Annotated in this window: 14 protein-coding genes and 2 tRNA genes; 6 read left to right on the top strand and 10 right to left on the bottom strand. The window is 38.6% G+C overall.

From position 1 onward, the window contains the following. Positions 1 to 46 precede the first annotated feature (46 nt). Positions 47 to 1,813 carry an ABC transporter ATP-binding protein gene (locus ACNR9Q_RS07910; RefSeq protein WP_419214064.1) on the bottom strand — a complete coding sequence of 589 codons (1,767 nt, stop codon included), beginning with the start codon at positions 1,811 to 1,813 and terminating at the stop codon, positions 47 to 49. Then, positions 1,806 to 2,555, bottom strand: coding sequence for a tRNA pseudouridine(38-40) synthase TruA (gene truA, locus ACNR9Q_RS07905; RefSeq protein ID WP_419214063.1), 750 nt, complete (start codon positions 2,553 to 2,555; stop codon positions 1,806 to 1,808). The genes ACNR9Q_RS07910 and truA overlap by 8 nt, the downstream gene beginning before the upstream one ends. A gap of 147 nt (positions 2,556 to 2,702) precedes the next feature. On the opposite strand from truA, the gene ACNR9Q_RS07900 reads away from it, so the two are divergent. Beyond that, positions 2,703 to 3,197, top strand: coding sequence for a metallophosphoesterase family protein (locus tag ACNR9Q_RS07900; protein ID WP_419214062.1), 495 nt, complete (start codon positions 2,703 to 2,705; stop codon positions 3,195 to 3,197). 167 nt (positions 3,198 to 3,364) lie between these two features. On the opposite strand, the gene ACNR9Q_RS07895 is transcribed toward ACNR9Q_RS07900, so the two are convergent. Beyond that, the gene (locus ACNR9Q_RS07895; protein ID WP_419214061.1) at positions 3,365 to 3,775 is read right to left on the bottom strand and encodes a DUF4293 domain-containing protein; all 411 of its coding nucleotides are present in this window, start codon (positions 3,773 to 3,775) and stop codon (positions 3,365 to 3,367) included. Positions 3,776 to 3,971: 196 nt separating this feature from the next. Between ACNR9Q_RS07895 and rho the strand changes: the two genes are divergently transcribed. From rho to ACNR9Q_RS07880, 3 genes are all read left to right on the top strand, one after another. Continuing rightward, entirely contained in the window at positions 3,972 to 5,597 is a 1,626-nt protein-coding gene (gene rho, locus ACNR9Q_RS07890; protein WP_419214060.1) for a transcription termination factor Rho, read from the top strand. Positions 5,598 to 5,801: 204 nt separating this feature from the next. Further along, positions 5,802 to 6,494: a hypothetical protein gene (locus tag ACNR9Q_RS07885; protein WP_419214059.1), complete on the top strand. Its 693-nt coding sequence runs from the start codon at positions 5,802 to 5,804 to the stop codon at positions 6,492 to 6,494. A gap of 146 nt (positions 6,495 to 6,640) precedes the next feature. After that, positions 6,641 to 7,210 carry a hypothetical protein gene (locus ACNR9Q_RS07880; RefSeq protein WP_419214058.1) on the top strand — a complete coding sequence of 190 codons (570 nt, stop codon included), beginning with the start codon at positions 6,641 to 6,643 and terminating at the stop codon, positions 7,208 to 7,210. A 464-nt stretch (positions 7,211 to 7,674) separates the two neighbouring features. On the opposite strand, the gene rpsT is transcribed toward ACNR9Q_RS07880, so the two are convergent. The 4 genes from rpsT to proS all read right to left on the bottom strand — a co-directional run bounded on the left by rpsT (position 7,675) and on the right by proS (position 9,711). Beyond that, positions 7,675 to 7,926 carry a 30S ribosomal protein S20 gene (rpsT, locus tag ACNR9Q_RS07875; protein WP_419214057.1) on the bottom strand — a complete coding sequence of 84 codons (252 nt, stop codon included), beginning with the start codon at positions 7,924 to 7,926 and terminating at the stop codon, positions 7,675 to 7,677. Between the two features lie 50 nt (positions 7,927 to 7,976). Next, a tRNA-Glu gene (locus tag ACNR9Q_RS07870) sits at positions 7,977 to 8,048 on the bottom strand. A gap of 36 nt (positions 8,049 to 8,084) precedes the next feature. Continuing rightward, positions 8,085 to 8,156: transfer RNA gene (locus ACNR9Q_RS07865), tRNA-Glu, on the bottom strand. Positions 8,157 to 8,235: 79 nt separating this feature from the next. Beyond that, positions 8,236 to 9,711 (bottom strand): proline--tRNA ligase, encoded by a 1,476-nt coding sequence (proS, locus tag ACNR9Q_RS07860; protein ID WP_419214056.1) that lies wholly within the window; start codon positions 9,709 to 9,711, stop codon positions 8,236 to 8,238. A gap of 97 nt (positions 9,712 to 9,808) precedes the next feature. Between proS and ACNR9Q_RS07855 the strand changes: the two genes are divergently transcribed. Beyond that, complete coding sequence (locus ACNR9Q_RS07855) at positions 9,809 to 11,083, top strand: hypothetical protein (protein ID WP_419214055.1); 1,275 nt, start codon at positions 9,809 to 9,811, stop codon at positions 11,081 to 11,083. Between the two features lie 33 nt (positions 11,084 to 11,116). Then, positions 11,117 to 12,622, top strand: coding sequence for an OmpP1/FadL family transporter (locus tag ACNR9Q_RS07850; RefSeq protein WP_419214054.1), 1,506 nt, complete (start codon positions 11,117 to 11,119; stop codon positions 12,620 to 12,622). A 52-nt stretch (positions 12,623 to 12,674) separates the two neighbouring features. On the opposite strand, the gene ACNR9Q_RS07845 is transcribed toward ACNR9Q_RS07850, so the two are convergent. From ACNR9Q_RS07845 to ACNR9Q_RS07835, 3 genes are all read right to left on the bottom strand, one after another. After that, positions 12,675 to 14,078 (bottom strand): T9SS type B sorting domain-containing protein, encoded by a 1,404-nt coding sequence (locus ACNR9Q_RS07845; protein ID WP_419214053.1) that lies wholly within the window; start codon positions 14,076 to 14,078, stop codon positions 12,675 to 12,677. Positions 14,079 to 14,368: 290 nt separating this feature from the next. After that, positions 14,369 to 14,464, bottom strand: a complete 96-nt coding sequence (locus ACNR9Q_RS07840; protein ID WP_419214255.1) for a hypothetical protein — start codon at positions 14,462 to 14,464, stop codon at positions 14,369 to 14,371. A 59-nt stretch (positions 14,465 to 14,523) separates the two neighbouring features. Further along, positions 14,524 to 14,769: a hypothetical protein gene (locus tag ACNR9Q_RS07835; RefSeq protein WP_419214052.1), complete on the bottom strand. Its 246-nt coding sequence runs from the start codon at positions 14,767 to 14,769 to the stop codon at positions 14,524 to 14,526. Positions 14,770 to 15,394: the final 625 nt, after the last annotated feature.

Genomic DNA, 15,394 nt, shown 5'->3' with positions numbered 1-15,394 from the left:
TAGTTTAAGCCGAACCATGGCCAAAATTCCCGGCTTGTAAAATTGATTAAACAATTTCCTCTGCCAAAAATTGAGCCTCGTAGAGTTTACTATAATAACCTCCCTTTTTAATTAATTCTTTATGGTTCCCCGTTTCAACGATTTTTCCGGCATCCATAACGATTATTTTATCAGCCTTCTTTACTGTAGCCAAACGGTGCGCAATGACAATGGAAGTTCTGCCCTGTGTGATTTTCTCGGTCGCCCGCTGTATCAATTGCTCAGAATACGTGTCAACAGATGAGGTAGCTTCATCTAACACCAAAATACTTGGATTACTGACATAGGCCCTTAAAAATGCAATCAATTGGCGTTGCCCACTTGAAAGCATACTCCCTCTTTCTTTGACGTTATAAGCATACCCCCCAGGAAGACTAGTTATAAATTCATCGACACCGATAGCTTTTGCGGCATTCTCAATATCTGCAACCGTTATAGATGGGTTCTTTAGAGAAATATTATTGGCAATGGTATCTGCAAATAAAAAGACATCTTGTAAAACTACCGCAATATGGGAGCGCAAAGAAGAAAGTTTAAATTCTTTGACATCAACGCCATCAATCGCTATAACCCCAGAATTAATTTCATAAAAACGGTTCAATAAATTGATAATGGTACTTTTTCCGGCACCCGTGGCCCCAACGATGGCCACAGTTTCACCAGCTTTCACCTCAAAAGAAATGCCGTGAAGCACTTCTTCATCCTCCAAATAACCAAAACGTACATTATTGAAACTGATATCCCCTTTAATACTTCCATTTTCGTAAGAACCTACATCTTGAATATGGCTGTCGGTATCCAATATCTTAAAAACCCGGTTAGCGGCCACCATACCCATTTGCAGCGTGTTAAATTTATCGGCTATTTGACGTAGAGGCCTAAACAGCAAATCGATCAACATGATAAATGCAAATACGGTACCTGCAATATCGGTGGAGATATTCGCGACATTTTGCAAGCCTCCGTACCAAACGATCAATCCGACCGTAATGGAAGAAACAATTTCGGCTATTGGGAAGAAAATGGAATTGTACCATACCGTCTTCAACCACGCCTTTTTGTGCTTTTCATTGATTTCCCTAAATTTATCGCTCTCAATTTTTTCTCGGGTAAACAACTGCACTATTTTCATTCCCGTAATACGTTCCTGTACGAAGGAATTAAGGTTGGACACTTCTGCCCTAACCTCGGTGAAGGCAATTTTCATGGCTTTTTGAAACAAGCGTGTTGCGTAAACGATTATCGGCAACACGGCAAAAACGATTAGAGCAAGTTTCCAATTAATGAACAACATAACGATACCTGCAATGCACATTTTCAATAAATCGGCAACAATTACAAAAAATCCTTGACTAAAAATTTCCCCTATCCGCTGCATATCAGCAACAGCCCGTGTTACGAGAACTCCCAACGAAGAATTATCAAAATACTTCATGCGAAAGCCAAGCATCTTTTTGAAAAGATCAATACGAATGTCCTTAATCACAGATTCTCCCAACCAGTTTGCATAATAATTGAATGCTAGTTGACTAATTACCTGCCCTAATAATACAACGAGCATTGCCACTGTTAAATACAGCAACATCTGCTCATTACTTTGCTTAATGGCGTCGTCAATAATTTTCTTTACGATTAAAGGTGTGAGGATCGCGAATATCGACAACAAAATGGCCGCTAAGGCTACCCCATAAAACACTAACTTATAGGGGCGGGTGTAGGCCATCAAGCGTTTAAAAAGACGGGTATCAAAAGCTTTGCCAGAATCCTTATCCATTCTTTAAAATAGTATTGGGGTAAATTATAGAAGTCAAATATAATCCTTTTGCAGGAACGGATACACCTGCCTTAGTACGATCCCTGCTTTTTAATATGGTATTAACATGGTCGGCCGGGTATTTCCCAGAACCCACATTTAAAAGGGTTCCCACTATGGCCCGTACCATATTCCTAAGAAATCTATCTGCCGTAATGGTAAAGGTTAACATATCATTTTCCAAGGTCCATTGAGCCTGTCTTAAATCACATACATTGGTAAAAACGTCAGTTTTCGATTTTGAGAAACATTCAAAATCTTTCTTACCCAATAACAGGGTAGCCGCAGTGTTCATTAGCACTAAATCTAAATCTTGTTTTATACAATGGGCCATGTCCTGCACAAATGGATCCTTCAATTTTGTGACAAGATACTCATATGTTCGTGCAGAAGCGTCGAACCTGGCATGTGCATTATTATTTACTTCAAAAATTCGTTGCACGGCGATATCATTGGGAAGAAAAGAGTTCAACCGAAAAATTAGCTCGTTTATGTTTTCAAGAGATCCACAATCAAAATGGGCATACATTTGCTTTGCATGTACACCGGTATCTGTACGCCCTGCCCCCATTAATGATATGGGCATGCGCAATAATTTTGACATGGTATCTTCCAACACTTCCTGAACGGTTATGGCATTGGGTTGATTCTGCCACCCATGATAGGCTTTGCCGAAGTATGAAAATTGAATGAAATATCTCAAAAGGATATGCTAATTTTGTAAGCCACAAAGGTATTAAAAAGGATGTTTTCCTATTCCTGAAATTGAAGCTCAATAACACAGGTATACTTTGGAGGTATACACTAAAATAAATTGGGATAGGATCACAACTACATCACCCACACAAAAATGACCAAAATTCTTTTACTTTCTGACACCCATTCCTATATAGATGATACCATTTTAAAACATGCCAAGTGGGCCGATGAAATTTGGCATGCCGGCGATATTGGCTCATTGACCGTGACCGATTCTTTGGAGAAGATAAAACCCTTGCGGGGCGTACATGGTAATATCGACGACCATATCCTCCAAAAAGAATTTCCGCTGAACCAACGTTTCTTCTGCGAAGAAGTCGATGTTTGGATCACACATATTGGAGGGTATCCTCCCAAATACAATGAATGCACACGAAAAGAGATCAAGGAAAATCCACCCAAACTTTTTATCTGCGGACATTCACATATATTGAAAGTAATGTGGGACAAAAAGTTAGGTGTTTTACACATGAACCCAGGTGCCTGTGGTAAGCATGGTTTTCATCAAGTACGGACCATGCTTAGATTTGTAATTGACAAAGCGGAAATAAAAGATTTGGAAATCGTAGAATTGGGAAAACGTTAGCGATAACCCCTTCTTACAATTTTTAGAAAAGCATTTTAAGAGAAGTAGAAAAGAAATGAAAAGAATTGCTAGATTCAGCAATGTCTCTGCCAATAATGGAATATCAAACATAAAAAACCCGGGAACTACCCCGGGTTTAACGCACTAATACTACTAAGATGTTAGGTTTAACGCAAACGATCAACAGATTTTACAAGATCTTCATCCTTCTTTATAGCCTTATTGGCAAGGACTAAAAAAACGATAGAAAATACTGGAATCAGCATCCCAATACCCTTCTCAGAGACCAAGGTCTCTCCGGATAAGTTTAGTGATCGGTAAACAAAAAATCCTAATAAAAAAACATTCAATATCATGTTCAGTCTATTGATAACAAACTGATTTTTTCTATTTTTAAAGCTAACCATGGACCAAATTGCCAAAACCGCACTGGCGTAAAACGTAATGGAAATAAGCATTTCATTGCTAGCAAAAACCTCGCCCCCGTCAACATTTACCCAAAGATTGAAAAAAAAAGGCAATACTCCACCAAGTAGGGCTACAATAATCAAATAAACGCTCTGAATTCTTTGAATCATAAACTAATTACAACTTATTACTGCAAAAATACAGGTCTTTTCAAAAATTATAACTCAATTATTCAAAATAATTTGTAATATTGCTTCGTTATCATGAATAACACCTACCAATAAGGAGAAACAATCCTTAAGATTACCCAAAAAATAAAATTTACTTCTTTCAATACAAATCACATATAATTTATTCCATTATTTAATGTTTGAGATTTCAGATTTAAAATCAAAAAAGCTTCCTGAGCTTCAGGATATAGCTAAAGGACTAAAGGTTCCTAAATTCAAAACCTTGAAAAAATTAGATTTAGTCTACCAAATTCTTGACCTGCAGGCAGCAAATCCCAAAGTAGCAGCCGCAATTGCACCGACCACCACAGAGGAGGCAAGTAAACCTGCCGTTGAAAAGACTAAGCCAAAACCGAGACCAAGAGCTCGAGTAGCCCCGAGCGAGGCAAAAGAAAAGACTGACACTAAGGAAGAAGCCACAAAAAAAGAGGATTCAAAAGAAAATGACAACAAAGATGTTGTTGAAAGCAGAAAACCTAGGCCCCGTCCTAAACCCGCTAACCAACCGAACAACAAAAAAGATTTTCAAAAAAATTCCCCTCAAAATAATAACACGAGCAATAAAAAACCTAATCCTAGAACTACCCACGACAAGAGTAATTTTGACAAGGATTTAAAAAATAGGTACAAGGAACCAGAATACGAGTTCGATTCTATCATCGCCAGTGAAGGTGTTTTGGACATCATGCAAGATGGTTATGGGTTTTTACGTTCTTCAGACTATAACTATTTGTCGTCACCAGATGATATTTATGTTTCTCAATCACAGATTCGCCTGTTCGGTTTAAAAACTGGGGATACGGTATTAGGAAATGTAAGACCTCCAAAAGAAGGGGAGAAATATTTTCCACTTATTAAGGTGAATAAAATTAATGGCATAGATCCCCAAATAGTTCGTGACCGTGTGTCTTTCGAGCATTTGACACCACTATTCCCTCAAGAGAAATTTAATTTGGCAGAGCGCCAAAGTACGATTTCCACAAGAATTATAGATTTGTTCTCGCCTATTGGAAAAGGACAACGTGGCATGATCGTTTCACAGCCAAAATCAGGTAAAACCATGCTTTTGAAAGATATCGCGAATGGTATTGCCGCAAATCATCCCGAAGTTTATCAAATTATTCTGCTTATCGATGAACGCCCAGAAGAGGTTACCGATATGCAACGAAATGTACGTGGCGAAGTGGTTGCTTCAACTTTTGATAAAGAACCTGCAGAGCATGTGCGTGTAGCAAACATTGTACTTGAAAAAGCAAAACGATTGGTAGAATGTGGACATGATGTAGTCATATTACTTGATTCGATTACCCGTTTGGCAAGAGCCTACAACACGGTGCAACCGGCATCAGGTAAAGTCTTGAGCGGTGGTGTTGATGCCAACGCCCTGCACAAACCGAAACGTTTTTTTGGTGCCGCCCGTAATATTGAAGGTGGTGGATCACTTTCCATTATAGCAACCGCACTTACAGAAACCGGTTCTAAAATGGACGAAGTTATCTTTGAAGAATTTAAAGGTACCGGTAACATGGAGCTTCAACTAGACCGTAAAATTGCGAACAGAAGAATTTTCCCTGCTATTGACCTTACTTCTTCGAGTACTCGTAGAGACGATATGTTATTGGACGAAAGCACACTTCAACGCATGTGGATCATGCGGAAATACCTTGCCGACATGAACCCTATAGAAGCAATGGAATTTATAGAACAGCGTTTTAAGCAAACAAAGAATAACGAAGAGTTCTTAATGACCATGAACCAATAAACTAATTCTGGAATAAATTTAAAAATCCCGTTTTTCGATAGAAATCGGGATTTTTTTTGACCAAAACTCAGAGCTGCTAGCAAAACGAATTTCCAAATCCACTTAGCGCTACTCTATTTAATTTAATATCTTTAACAAGCTAGAGATCTTTCCCTCAATCTATAGTGTACTATTCCTATAAAATTGTAACTAAAACCACCTAAAATGAAAAACCATTCTAAATTCAACAGTAAGACCGTCTGTTTTTTGATTATTCTATGTATTTGTAGCTGCGGGGATCAAAATACTAATAATGAGGAAGATACTAAAGAAATTACTGCCCCGAGTCAGATTATTAACCTAGTAGAAGCTAAGGCTGATTATGACATGTACAGCAAAAGACGGGTTCCTTTAATCCAACAGTATGAAGACTCAATAAACAAACAAAATAATGATGATCAAAAATTTGACGTAGGACGGTTTGTGTACTATGATTATAAAACGATAAAACAATATTTGGCATTTATCGAACAAGAGGCAAAAGAAGCAAACGTTGAAATTTCAACACTTCGGTTCTACTTTTCCAACTACCCCGATCAAGATTTTTTTCCAGGATCAAAAGATTCTATAATACATCCCAGACAAAACTCTATTATGCTTTCACCGACGTATAACGACGGAAAACGAGACTACTTGTTTTATGTCGATAGAGGAGCGGAAGGACAAGTAGCCATTCCCCTAGCCGATAATTTCGAAGCTGTGAAAGAATATGGAAATCTAGATTCCACCTCGAATAAAGTCCAAGCTTCTTTCGTTCCCAACTTCAAAAAAAGTAAAACGAACTTAAAAACCTTTCAAAATGGACAAAGCTTGACACTCAATCGCGGTACTGGAGTTCCACCACCAAAGAATCAGTAATCATAAGTATCTATGATATAACTGACTATACTATGATGTTTGAATACTTTTTAAGTAATTATTTTTTCCTTTTATATTTGGCTGCCTTTGTTTTGTCACTGACAAAATACCGGCTATACTATGACACGATTTTAAAATACCTCCCCTTGGTCATAGCCTACACATTATTGTCCGAAATTCTTGGTCTTATGGTGAGGGATTTAAAAGATGTTCAAATTGTTTACAAGAAAAATTACTATGAATACAACACTGCCATTTTCAATATATTTGATATTATCTACAATCTCTACTTCTTATACATATATCGTAATACCATAAACACACCCGTGAGTAGAAAGATTATCGACTATGGCTCAGTGCTATTTTTAATCACGTGTGTCGTGAATTTGTTTATTCAAGATTTTCTTACTGAACCCCAAAATGTAGCGATTATCATCGGGTCTGTTTTTTTAGTTTATGCGGCCCTAACTTACCTTCTAACAACAATTAAAAAGGACTATAAAATTCCACACACCAGCAATCTACTTTTTTGGATCAGTATTGGGATCCTATTATTCTATTCCATTTACCCTATTAACATGTACATTTTAGGCTTTGAATACAACTTTTTCATAAGCCATAATCTATCTGTTTACCACCTTATCACGATTGGCGTATTGTATACATGTTATATCATTGGATTTTTATTAATGAAAAGATTTAGAAAATTCACATAAATATACCGTAGTCATTTTAAGCCCAGCATAAAATTCCTTCTGATAAAAAATTGTTCAGTTTGGCTGTTCATTTTTATTAAGTTCGATAAAATCATTAAAACCCTATACAATCGTGCAACCTGATGTTTTATGGCTCCTTATCGTTATTGATTTTTTATCCCATATTTCCTGTTCTCTATAATATAAAATATACAGACTATGATACTTTGAATCAAATACGGATTACGAACTGTTTTAAGAACCCTTATCGTGGTTATTGTATGATGGGTAACAGTGGGGGTTTCAAAGGTCAGAAGATTAACCTTTCGATAGAACCCGAAAAATTTATCCAAACACCTTAAATCAATGGATAAATCGGACATTATGACAATTCCATTCAGTTGGCAAACTTTATAGAAAAATTATAAACAAAAAAAAGCCTCCCCTACAAAGAGGAAGGCTTTATATTTTTAACGTAAATAAAATTATAATGCAGCTACGTGCTTCGCCAATTTACTCTTTAAGTTGGCCGCTTTATTATCATGTATAATGTTACGTTTCGCCAAACGATCGATCATACTAACAACACTTGGCAGTAAAGCCTCAGCATCTTTCTTAGTTTCTTCTGCGCGCAACCTCTTAATAGCGTTACGCGTAGTTTTATGCTGATATCTATTACGCAAACGAACCGCTTCGTTTCTTCTGATTCTCTTTAATGCCGACTTGTGATTTGCCATTTTATAATTTGTTATACTATTTTTTAGGATTTACATCCATTCAATTTTTGTAGCCCGTAGGGGAATCGAACCCCTGTTACCAGGATGAAAACCTGGCGTCCTAACCCCTAGACGAACGGGCCGTTAAGCCTATTTGGAATAACCCTCCAAATACGTTGTAGTCCGTAGGGGAATCGAACCCCTGTTACCAGGATGAAAACCTGGCGTCCTAACCCCTAGACGAACGGACCATACTTTGCGCAATTGCGGATGCAAAAATACAATTATTTTTAACTATCGCAACACCTGAATATTATTTTTTGAAATCTTTTAATAAGCTTTAGCAAACAGAACTCTTTTATTAGATGGTTTACCAGTTACCATGCACACTCCTTCTTCTTCCTTAGCATCGATTGGAACACACCTAATCGTAGCCTTAGTCTCCTCTTTTACAAGCTCTTCTGTTTCTTTACTACCATCCCAATGAGCCGAAATAAATCCTCCCTTTTCCTCCAAGACTTCCTTGAACTCTTTATAAGAATTAACTTCTGTAATATGGCCATCTCTATACTTTAATGCTTTTTGGTACATGTTTTTCTGAATATCATCCATAAGGAACTCAATCTTGGACACCACTTCAGTAGCGGCAACGGTTTCCTTTTGCAACGTATCTCTTCGGGCAACCTCGAAAGTACCATTTTCCATATCCCTTGGTCCTATGGCCAATCGAACAGGCACACCACGAAGTTCATATTCATTAAATTTAAACCCAGGCTTATGAGTATCCCTATCATCATATTTTACAGAAATTCCTTTCGACCTAAGCTCCTTCACTAAGGGGAATACGTTTTCCGAAATCGCATCCAACTGATCCAATCCTTTATAAATAGGAACGATAACCACTTGAATCGGTGCTAATTTTGGAGGTATGACAAGGCCATTGTCATCACTATGGGTCATGACCAAAGCTCCCATTAAGCGCGTGGAAACTCCCCACGAAGTAGCCCAAACATATTCTTTATCCCCTTCCTTTGTTGCAAATTTCACATCGAATGCCTTCGCGAAATTCTGTCCTAAAAAGTGGGAGGTTCCTGCCTGCAAAGCTTTTCCATCTTGCATTAGTGCCTCTATACAATAAGTTTCAATAGCACCGGCAAATCGTTCACTTTCTGTTTTAGTCCCTTTAATTACTGGAACCGCCATAAAATTCTCTACAAAATCAGCATACACGTTCATCATTTGTTCAGCTTCTGCAAGAGCTTCTTTTTCAGTAGCGTGTGCGGTATGCCCTTCTTGCCATAAAAATTCCGATGTTCGCAAGAACAACCTGGTACGCATCTCCCATCGCACCACATTCGCCCATTGATTGATCAACAATGGCAAATCTCTATAGGACTGTATCCATTTTCTATAGGTATCCCAAATTATGGTTTCAGAGGTTGGCCTAACAATCAGCTCCTCTTCCAACTTAGCATCAGGATCCACAATGATTCCACTTCCATCCTCTGCATTCTTTAACCTATAATGGGTTACAACGGCACATTCTTTGGCAAAACCTTCAACATGACTGGCCTCCTTACTTAAATATGATTTTGGGATGAATAACGGAAAGTACGCATTCTCATGCCCCGTCTCCTTGAACATTTTATCCAAGGCGGCCTGCATCTTTTCCCAGATACCATACCCATAGGGTTTTATGACCATACAACCCCTTACGCCGGAGTTCTCGGCCAAATCTGCTTTTACTACTAGTTCATTATACCATTTGGAATAATCCTCACTTCTCTTCGTCAAATTTTTACTCATTATCTGGACTTTGGCACAAACTTTGTGATTCTTATAAGAAAATAATTGGGTAAAACTAGTTATTTTTAATACGTTCAACAATATAATTTTTGACACAATGATATATTCACTACCCCACAACAAATTTCGCAACCTAACAGCGTTGGTCACCCTAGCTTTGATAGTTGCTTCCTGTGGCTCATACCAACAGGCCTCATATTATGATAATGATGGTATTTATGCCGACGAAGCCCCTGTAATGGTCGAAAGAAGACCCGACCAAAGGGCTGCCAATTCTCAAAATTCCAACAAAAACAATACGTATTCTGATTATTTCGGACAGAAAGCAAATCAGTACGGTGAAATATTGGATGGTGAGATATTCACCGACGTTGATTCTTATTCGAGCAATGGAGGTGGTGAAACTATTTCACAAGACCAATTGACAGACTATTACAATAATGGAAACGATTATCAAGGTTATGGCGGTTGGGGTGACAATGCCACCAATGTAAGTATCAATATTTATGATAATGGATGGAATAATTGGGGATATGGTGGATTTGCAAATCCTTGGTTATGGAACAATTGGGGCTATGGAGGGTATTATGGTTATGGATGGGGATGGAACAACCCTTGGAGATATTACGGATGGAACAACTGGGGCTGGGGAGGCTATGGATATGGGTGGAACAGTCCTTGGAGCTGGGGCGGATATGGATATGGTTACGGTTTATATGCACCATATTATAATTATGGATACGGAAATTACTACCGTAATTATGGCTATACCAACAGAAGTTATGCCTACAATAATTCACGACGAGGCAACTATAACACCAATACTTTAAGAGATGAATCTGCAACACGTGCTCTGCAGGGAAGGTCAAATGTTAATTCCAGAGGAGATTCTCCTAGGTACAGAAGCTCAGATTCACGCACGGCTACGGCGAGAAGCTCTTCGAACACCAGAAACGCTAGAACCTACAGTGGCAATAGTTCTTCTCGTAGAACTGTAGGAGTGGATCAGAACCAAGGCTACAGAACCAGCAGAAGCACTAGGGCAACACCTCGGTATAGTACTTCTTCGCGCAACCAGAACAATTATAACTCGTACTCCACACGAAGTGGCAACTCCCGTTCTTCAATGTCCAGCAGTAGGGTTATGGTTCCTAGAACATCAACCTATCGAAGTTCAGGCAATAGTGGATATAGCTCTGGAAGAAGTTCAAGCAACTCCAGCGGTGGAACCTATAGAAGTTCCGGTAGCAGCTCAAGCGGAGGTTCATACAGGAGCTCCGGTAGTTCGGGAAGCATAAGAAGCTCTAGCGGTAGTAGTTCTAGATCTTCAGGAAGCTCTTCTTCTAGTAGAAGTAGTGGAAGAAGGAATTAATCTTAACCCTATTTTAAAATTTAAATAATTGCTATGAAAAGATATTTAACTTTCATAACCTTAGCCCTATGCGCCATTGGTAGCGCCCAGAATATAAATGAAGCATTGCGCTACAGTACGGAAAATTTACAAGGAACTGCACGTTTTCAGGCAATGGGTGGGGCTTTTGGAGCCTTGGGTGGCGATTTATCATCCTTAAATATCAATCCTGCGGGATCAGCGGTTTTTAACAATAGCCTTTTTACGATTTCTGGCTCAACGTACAATACCAAGAACGACGTAAATTATTTTGGCAGCGGTACCAGCAACAAAACGAACAACCTTGAGTTAAACCAAATTGGGGGAGCATTCGTTTTTAAGAATACCAACTTGGATTCAGATTGGAAAAAATTCTCCCTGACCTTCAATTATGACTTGGTAAATAATTTTGACAATACGTATGTTGCTAATGGCAACAGTAACCAAGGCATCGATAATTACTTTTTAAATTATGCACAAGGCATTCCTCTTGGCTCTATTCTACTTCAAGACGGCGAATATATTGAAGATGCATATTTGGATATTGGAGCTAAACAAGGATTTAGGGAACAACAAGCATTTTTAGGATATTACGGAGGGATATTGGACCCGGTTGCATCGGATAACGAAAATACAGATTACACGAGCAATACTATTTATAGCTCTGTAAATCAAGATTTTTTAAGAAAAACATCCGGTTATAATAGCAAGTTCACCGTAAATATGGCTTCTCAATACAAGGATAATTTCTATATGGGTGCTTCCTTAAACTTTCATAACGTATTATATACCAAATATGACCAATTTACCGAAAGTGGTTATGACCCTTCATCCGATATTAAAAATACCAACTTTGACAGTTATTTAAAGACTGACGGCAGCGGTTTCTCCTTTAGCTTAGGAGCTATTGCCAAATTAAACGATAATGTGAGACTAGGCGGCAGCTACCAATCACCCACATGGTACCGGCTGAACGATGAATTTTCTCAACGTATCGATTCTGATTTAGCTGATTCTGATATAAATTTTATCGATTTTGATAAAATCAATGTCTTTGATACTTACACCGTTAAAACACCTAGCAAATTAACGGGAAGTTTAGCTTATGTATTTTCGAAAAACGGATTGTTAAGTTTTGATTATGGGTATCAAGATTTTTCCAAAACCGAACTACGGCCAACCAGCGACCTTAGCTTTCAAACCGTAAACAATCAAATATCAAATGACCTCCGTACTGTTTCTACTTTTAGATTAGGAGGAGAATACAGAATTGAGCAAATAAGCCTAAGAGCCGGTTATCGTTATGAACAGAGTCCGTATGCGAATGGTAATACCATTGGTGATTTGAACGCCATATCTGGGGGAATAGGGTATAATTTTGGAGGTAGTAGATTAGATTTTGCACTTAGCCGTTCTGAACAAGACATCACTGAAAGATTATTTGACTCTGGTATTACCACTCCGGCGATGATCAATAGGATAAATACCAATGCAACCTTAAGTTATACACTTAATTTTTAAGCATCAAACGTTTAGAGTTTTAAAGAAAAAGGGGCGTCAAATACGGCCCTTTTTATCTTTTTAAAGTAAAGTGCGTTTTCCTGGTCTTGGCCACTAAAAGTCCATCATCATTTTCCGAATATTCAAAGCGAAACCAATAATCTGTAGAAGGCATTTGCCTGCCATTAAAATTTCCATCCCAGCCGGCATCTGCTCCCAATTGTTTTAGCAATTTTCCATACCGGTCAAAAACATACACTACGGGATTGGTCAAGGTTTCAATACCTTTTATATTCCATGTATCATTAATATCATCTCCATTAGGTGTAAAAAACTTAGGGTAACCCACCACCAAAAATTCCAAGGGCTCGGTAGTTCCGCATCCATTTTTGTCATTTATTATAACGGTATTGATGCCTGGTGGAACATTCATAAAAATGGGGTCATCTTGAAACTCACCCCCATTTATAGCATATTCATAATCGCCATCTCCATCAACGAAAAATTCAATATTGTTTTGATCTGGGTCGATTGAAAGGTTAGTATCGAGCATTTCCACACGATCCAAAATCGGTGTTCCATAAAATGTAATCAATACCCCTCCATCGTCAGCAACGGTGGGTGGAGAACCTGAAGTTGTTGTAATGGTCGCAAAATAACGCCCAGAATTAGGGCTGACGACCACCAGTTCAGCTCCAAAATTCCCTGAACCGGTAAGGGTCTCATCTACAACGCCATCGTCTTCATAATCGACTGTCCACTCCACATTTGCAATATTGGATCCCGCCGGCGAATTCAAAGCGCTTATAGTAATATCTGGATCACCTTCACAGGCGGTAATATCCAAACCTAAAAATTCATCCCGAAGGGTACAGTCCAATGCCGCGTTTTGGTCATCACGTACCGAACTACCCGTAAAAGTCAACATAAATGGTTCTGGATCTCCCGTAAAATTATCGGCGAAATTATTGATGAGGATATAATATATTCCTCCAGGTTGCACATCCAAATACTCGTCATACGTATTTTGATTCCCGGTAAGCGACGATGCCCCTTCCTGTCCGCTTTCAGGATTAACACCAAGCCCTGTGAAGTTTGTGTTATTGACTTCATAATTACATCGAATAGGCTGGGCAACACCATTACTGATATCCCCACAATCAACATCAGGGCCGTAAACGGCAAAATCCCATTCCGCCGTTGGGGTTCCTGTTCCTCCATTGGTAGGCAGGGCTTCGATGTCAAAGCCCACCTGACCGCCTGTGCCCGCCCTAAAAACAAACCATGACGTATTGAACTCTATATTAGCCGAAGTAAGACTCCCTTTTTCTAAACAACCTGTTTGACGAATGACCTCTGGATCAAAATCATCAATATCTCCGCTACCCCCAGCTAAACCCATAATAGGCTGATCGGCACAAACTGGAATAGCCGTTCTGCAATCCGCTGAATTTTGGGCATTTGCTTTCCAAAACAAAAAGGTTGAAAAAAATACGCAACAAAGAAGTATTCTCATAGAAATAGTAGCCACCTAGTTACTTGACGTATATAATAACTACACATACTAAACTTTAGTATCACTTATCGGATTTTATGACATTTAATCGATAAAATGCAATTCAAAAAGCAAAATATTAGCGATTATTGCTTCAGTGTAAAATGATTAGTGCTGTATTCTGCATTTTTAACCTTTCCACTACTATCCGTATAAGATAGTTTAAACCAATAATCTTCTTCTGCTAGAAATGAACCATTAAATGTTCCGTCCTACCCATTGGAATTTTTGTTTAACCGGTATAAGAGTTTACCGTAACGATCAAAAATAGTGACGATTGGATTTTCTAAAATGGAAAGTCCTTCCACAGTCCACCTATCATTGACATTATCACCATTTGGGCTAAAATATTTTGGGAATCCAACAACTACAATTTCTTCGACCTCCAAACCACAACCGTTACATCCCTAACCGTAACCGTATGCCTACCCAAAAGCACATTGTCGAAAATAGAAGATGCTTGAGGAGCTACTTCATCTATTTGATATTCAAAATCCCATTCTACTTCAGCTATGATGGTGACCGTATTCGATAGGTCATTTCCATAATCAATCTCAATATCTGCAATGACAGGCGCATGAGAAATACAACTTGTACCAACCGTCGGAGACACACTGCAGATTACTTGCCGAATTGGTAACCAATAACCGACAAACACCGGTTTCCCTTACTGAAATTTGAGAAGTGGTCTCTCCTGTATCCCACAAATAGGTATAATCGGGATTAAGGACTTCCTCGCCAATCATAACCGAAATGCTTCTATCATAGGCGTACACTTCTGTGTCAAAATTCAAGATAGGTACTTGTGCACCATAGACTTGAAAAGATCGGAAGGCATCAAAACAAGTATTATTTTCTATAGAAGTAGTTGTAACGTAAAGAATCTGTGTTTCAGTGCTGGAAATAAAGTTCTTACTGAATGCCTTGGTGCCATTTATAGCATCCTCCAAATCATTGTGATAGGTGACTAGAAACTCATTCGCAATTTGAACTCCTAAAGCCTATTATTCTTTTGTTGTAAGTCAAGACTGGGCCGTCCAAACAAAGCGTAAGGTCGGTAAGTTCATAGGTGACCGGTGCAGATGTAAATGCAACTTGCGTCTCACTAATATAAATGGTATTTCCAGAAGGCCAGACTACCAAAACCCCATACATGGCAGATACGCATACCGGTAATTGTGTACTGATTCACCAAAAATTTGTTGATAGCCGGTTCCTACATCTAAATACCATTCATA

This window comes from Maribacter sp. X9 (assembly GCF_048537565.1).
Taxonomy (GTDB): domain Bacteria; phylum Bacteroidota; class Bacteroidia; order Flavobacteriales; family Flavobacteriaceae; genus Maribacter.
The sequence above is the reverse complement of the archived record's forward strand: the minus strand, read 5'-3'. Positions and strand labels throughout refer to the sequence as shown.

Bases quoted from the DNA above. Each gene is read 5' to 3' on its own strand.
- ACNR9Q_RS07850 (WP_419214054.1), top strand. From the start codon at position 11,117: ATGAAAAGATATTTAACTTTCATAACCTTAGCCCTATGCGCCATTGGT.
- proS (WP_419214056.1), bottom strand. From the start codon at position 9,711: ATGAGTAAAAATTTGACGAAGAGAAGTGAGGATTATTCCAAATGGTAT.
- ACNR9Q_RS07900 (WP_419214062.1), top strand. From the start codon at position 2,703: ATGACCAAAATTCTTTTACTTTCTGACACCCATTCCTATATAGATGAT.
- ACNR9Q_RS07895 (WP_419214061.1), bottom strand. From the start codon at position 3,775: ATGATTCAAAGAATTCAGAGCGTTTATTTGATTATTGTAGCCCTACTT.
- ACNR9Q_RS07910 (WP_419214064.1), bottom strand. From the start codon at position 1,813: ATGGATAAGGATTCTGGCAAAGCTTTTGATACCCGTCTTTTTAAACGC.
- ACNR9Q_RS07885 (WP_419214059.1), top strand. From the start codon at position 5,802: ATGAAAAACCATTCTAAATTCAACAGTAAGACCGTCTGTTTTTTGATT.
- ACNR9Q_RS07855 (WP_419214055.1), top strand. From the start codon at position 9,809: ATGATATATTCACTACCCCACAACAAATTTCGCAACCTAACAGCGTTG.
- rho (WP_419214060.1), top strand. From the start codon at position 3,972: ATGTTTGAGATTTCAGATTTAAAATCAAAAAAGCTTCCTGAGCTTCAG.
- rpsT (WP_419214057.1), bottom strand. From the start codon at position 7,926: ATGGCAAATCACAAGTCGGCATTAAAGAGAATCAGAAGAAACGAAGCG.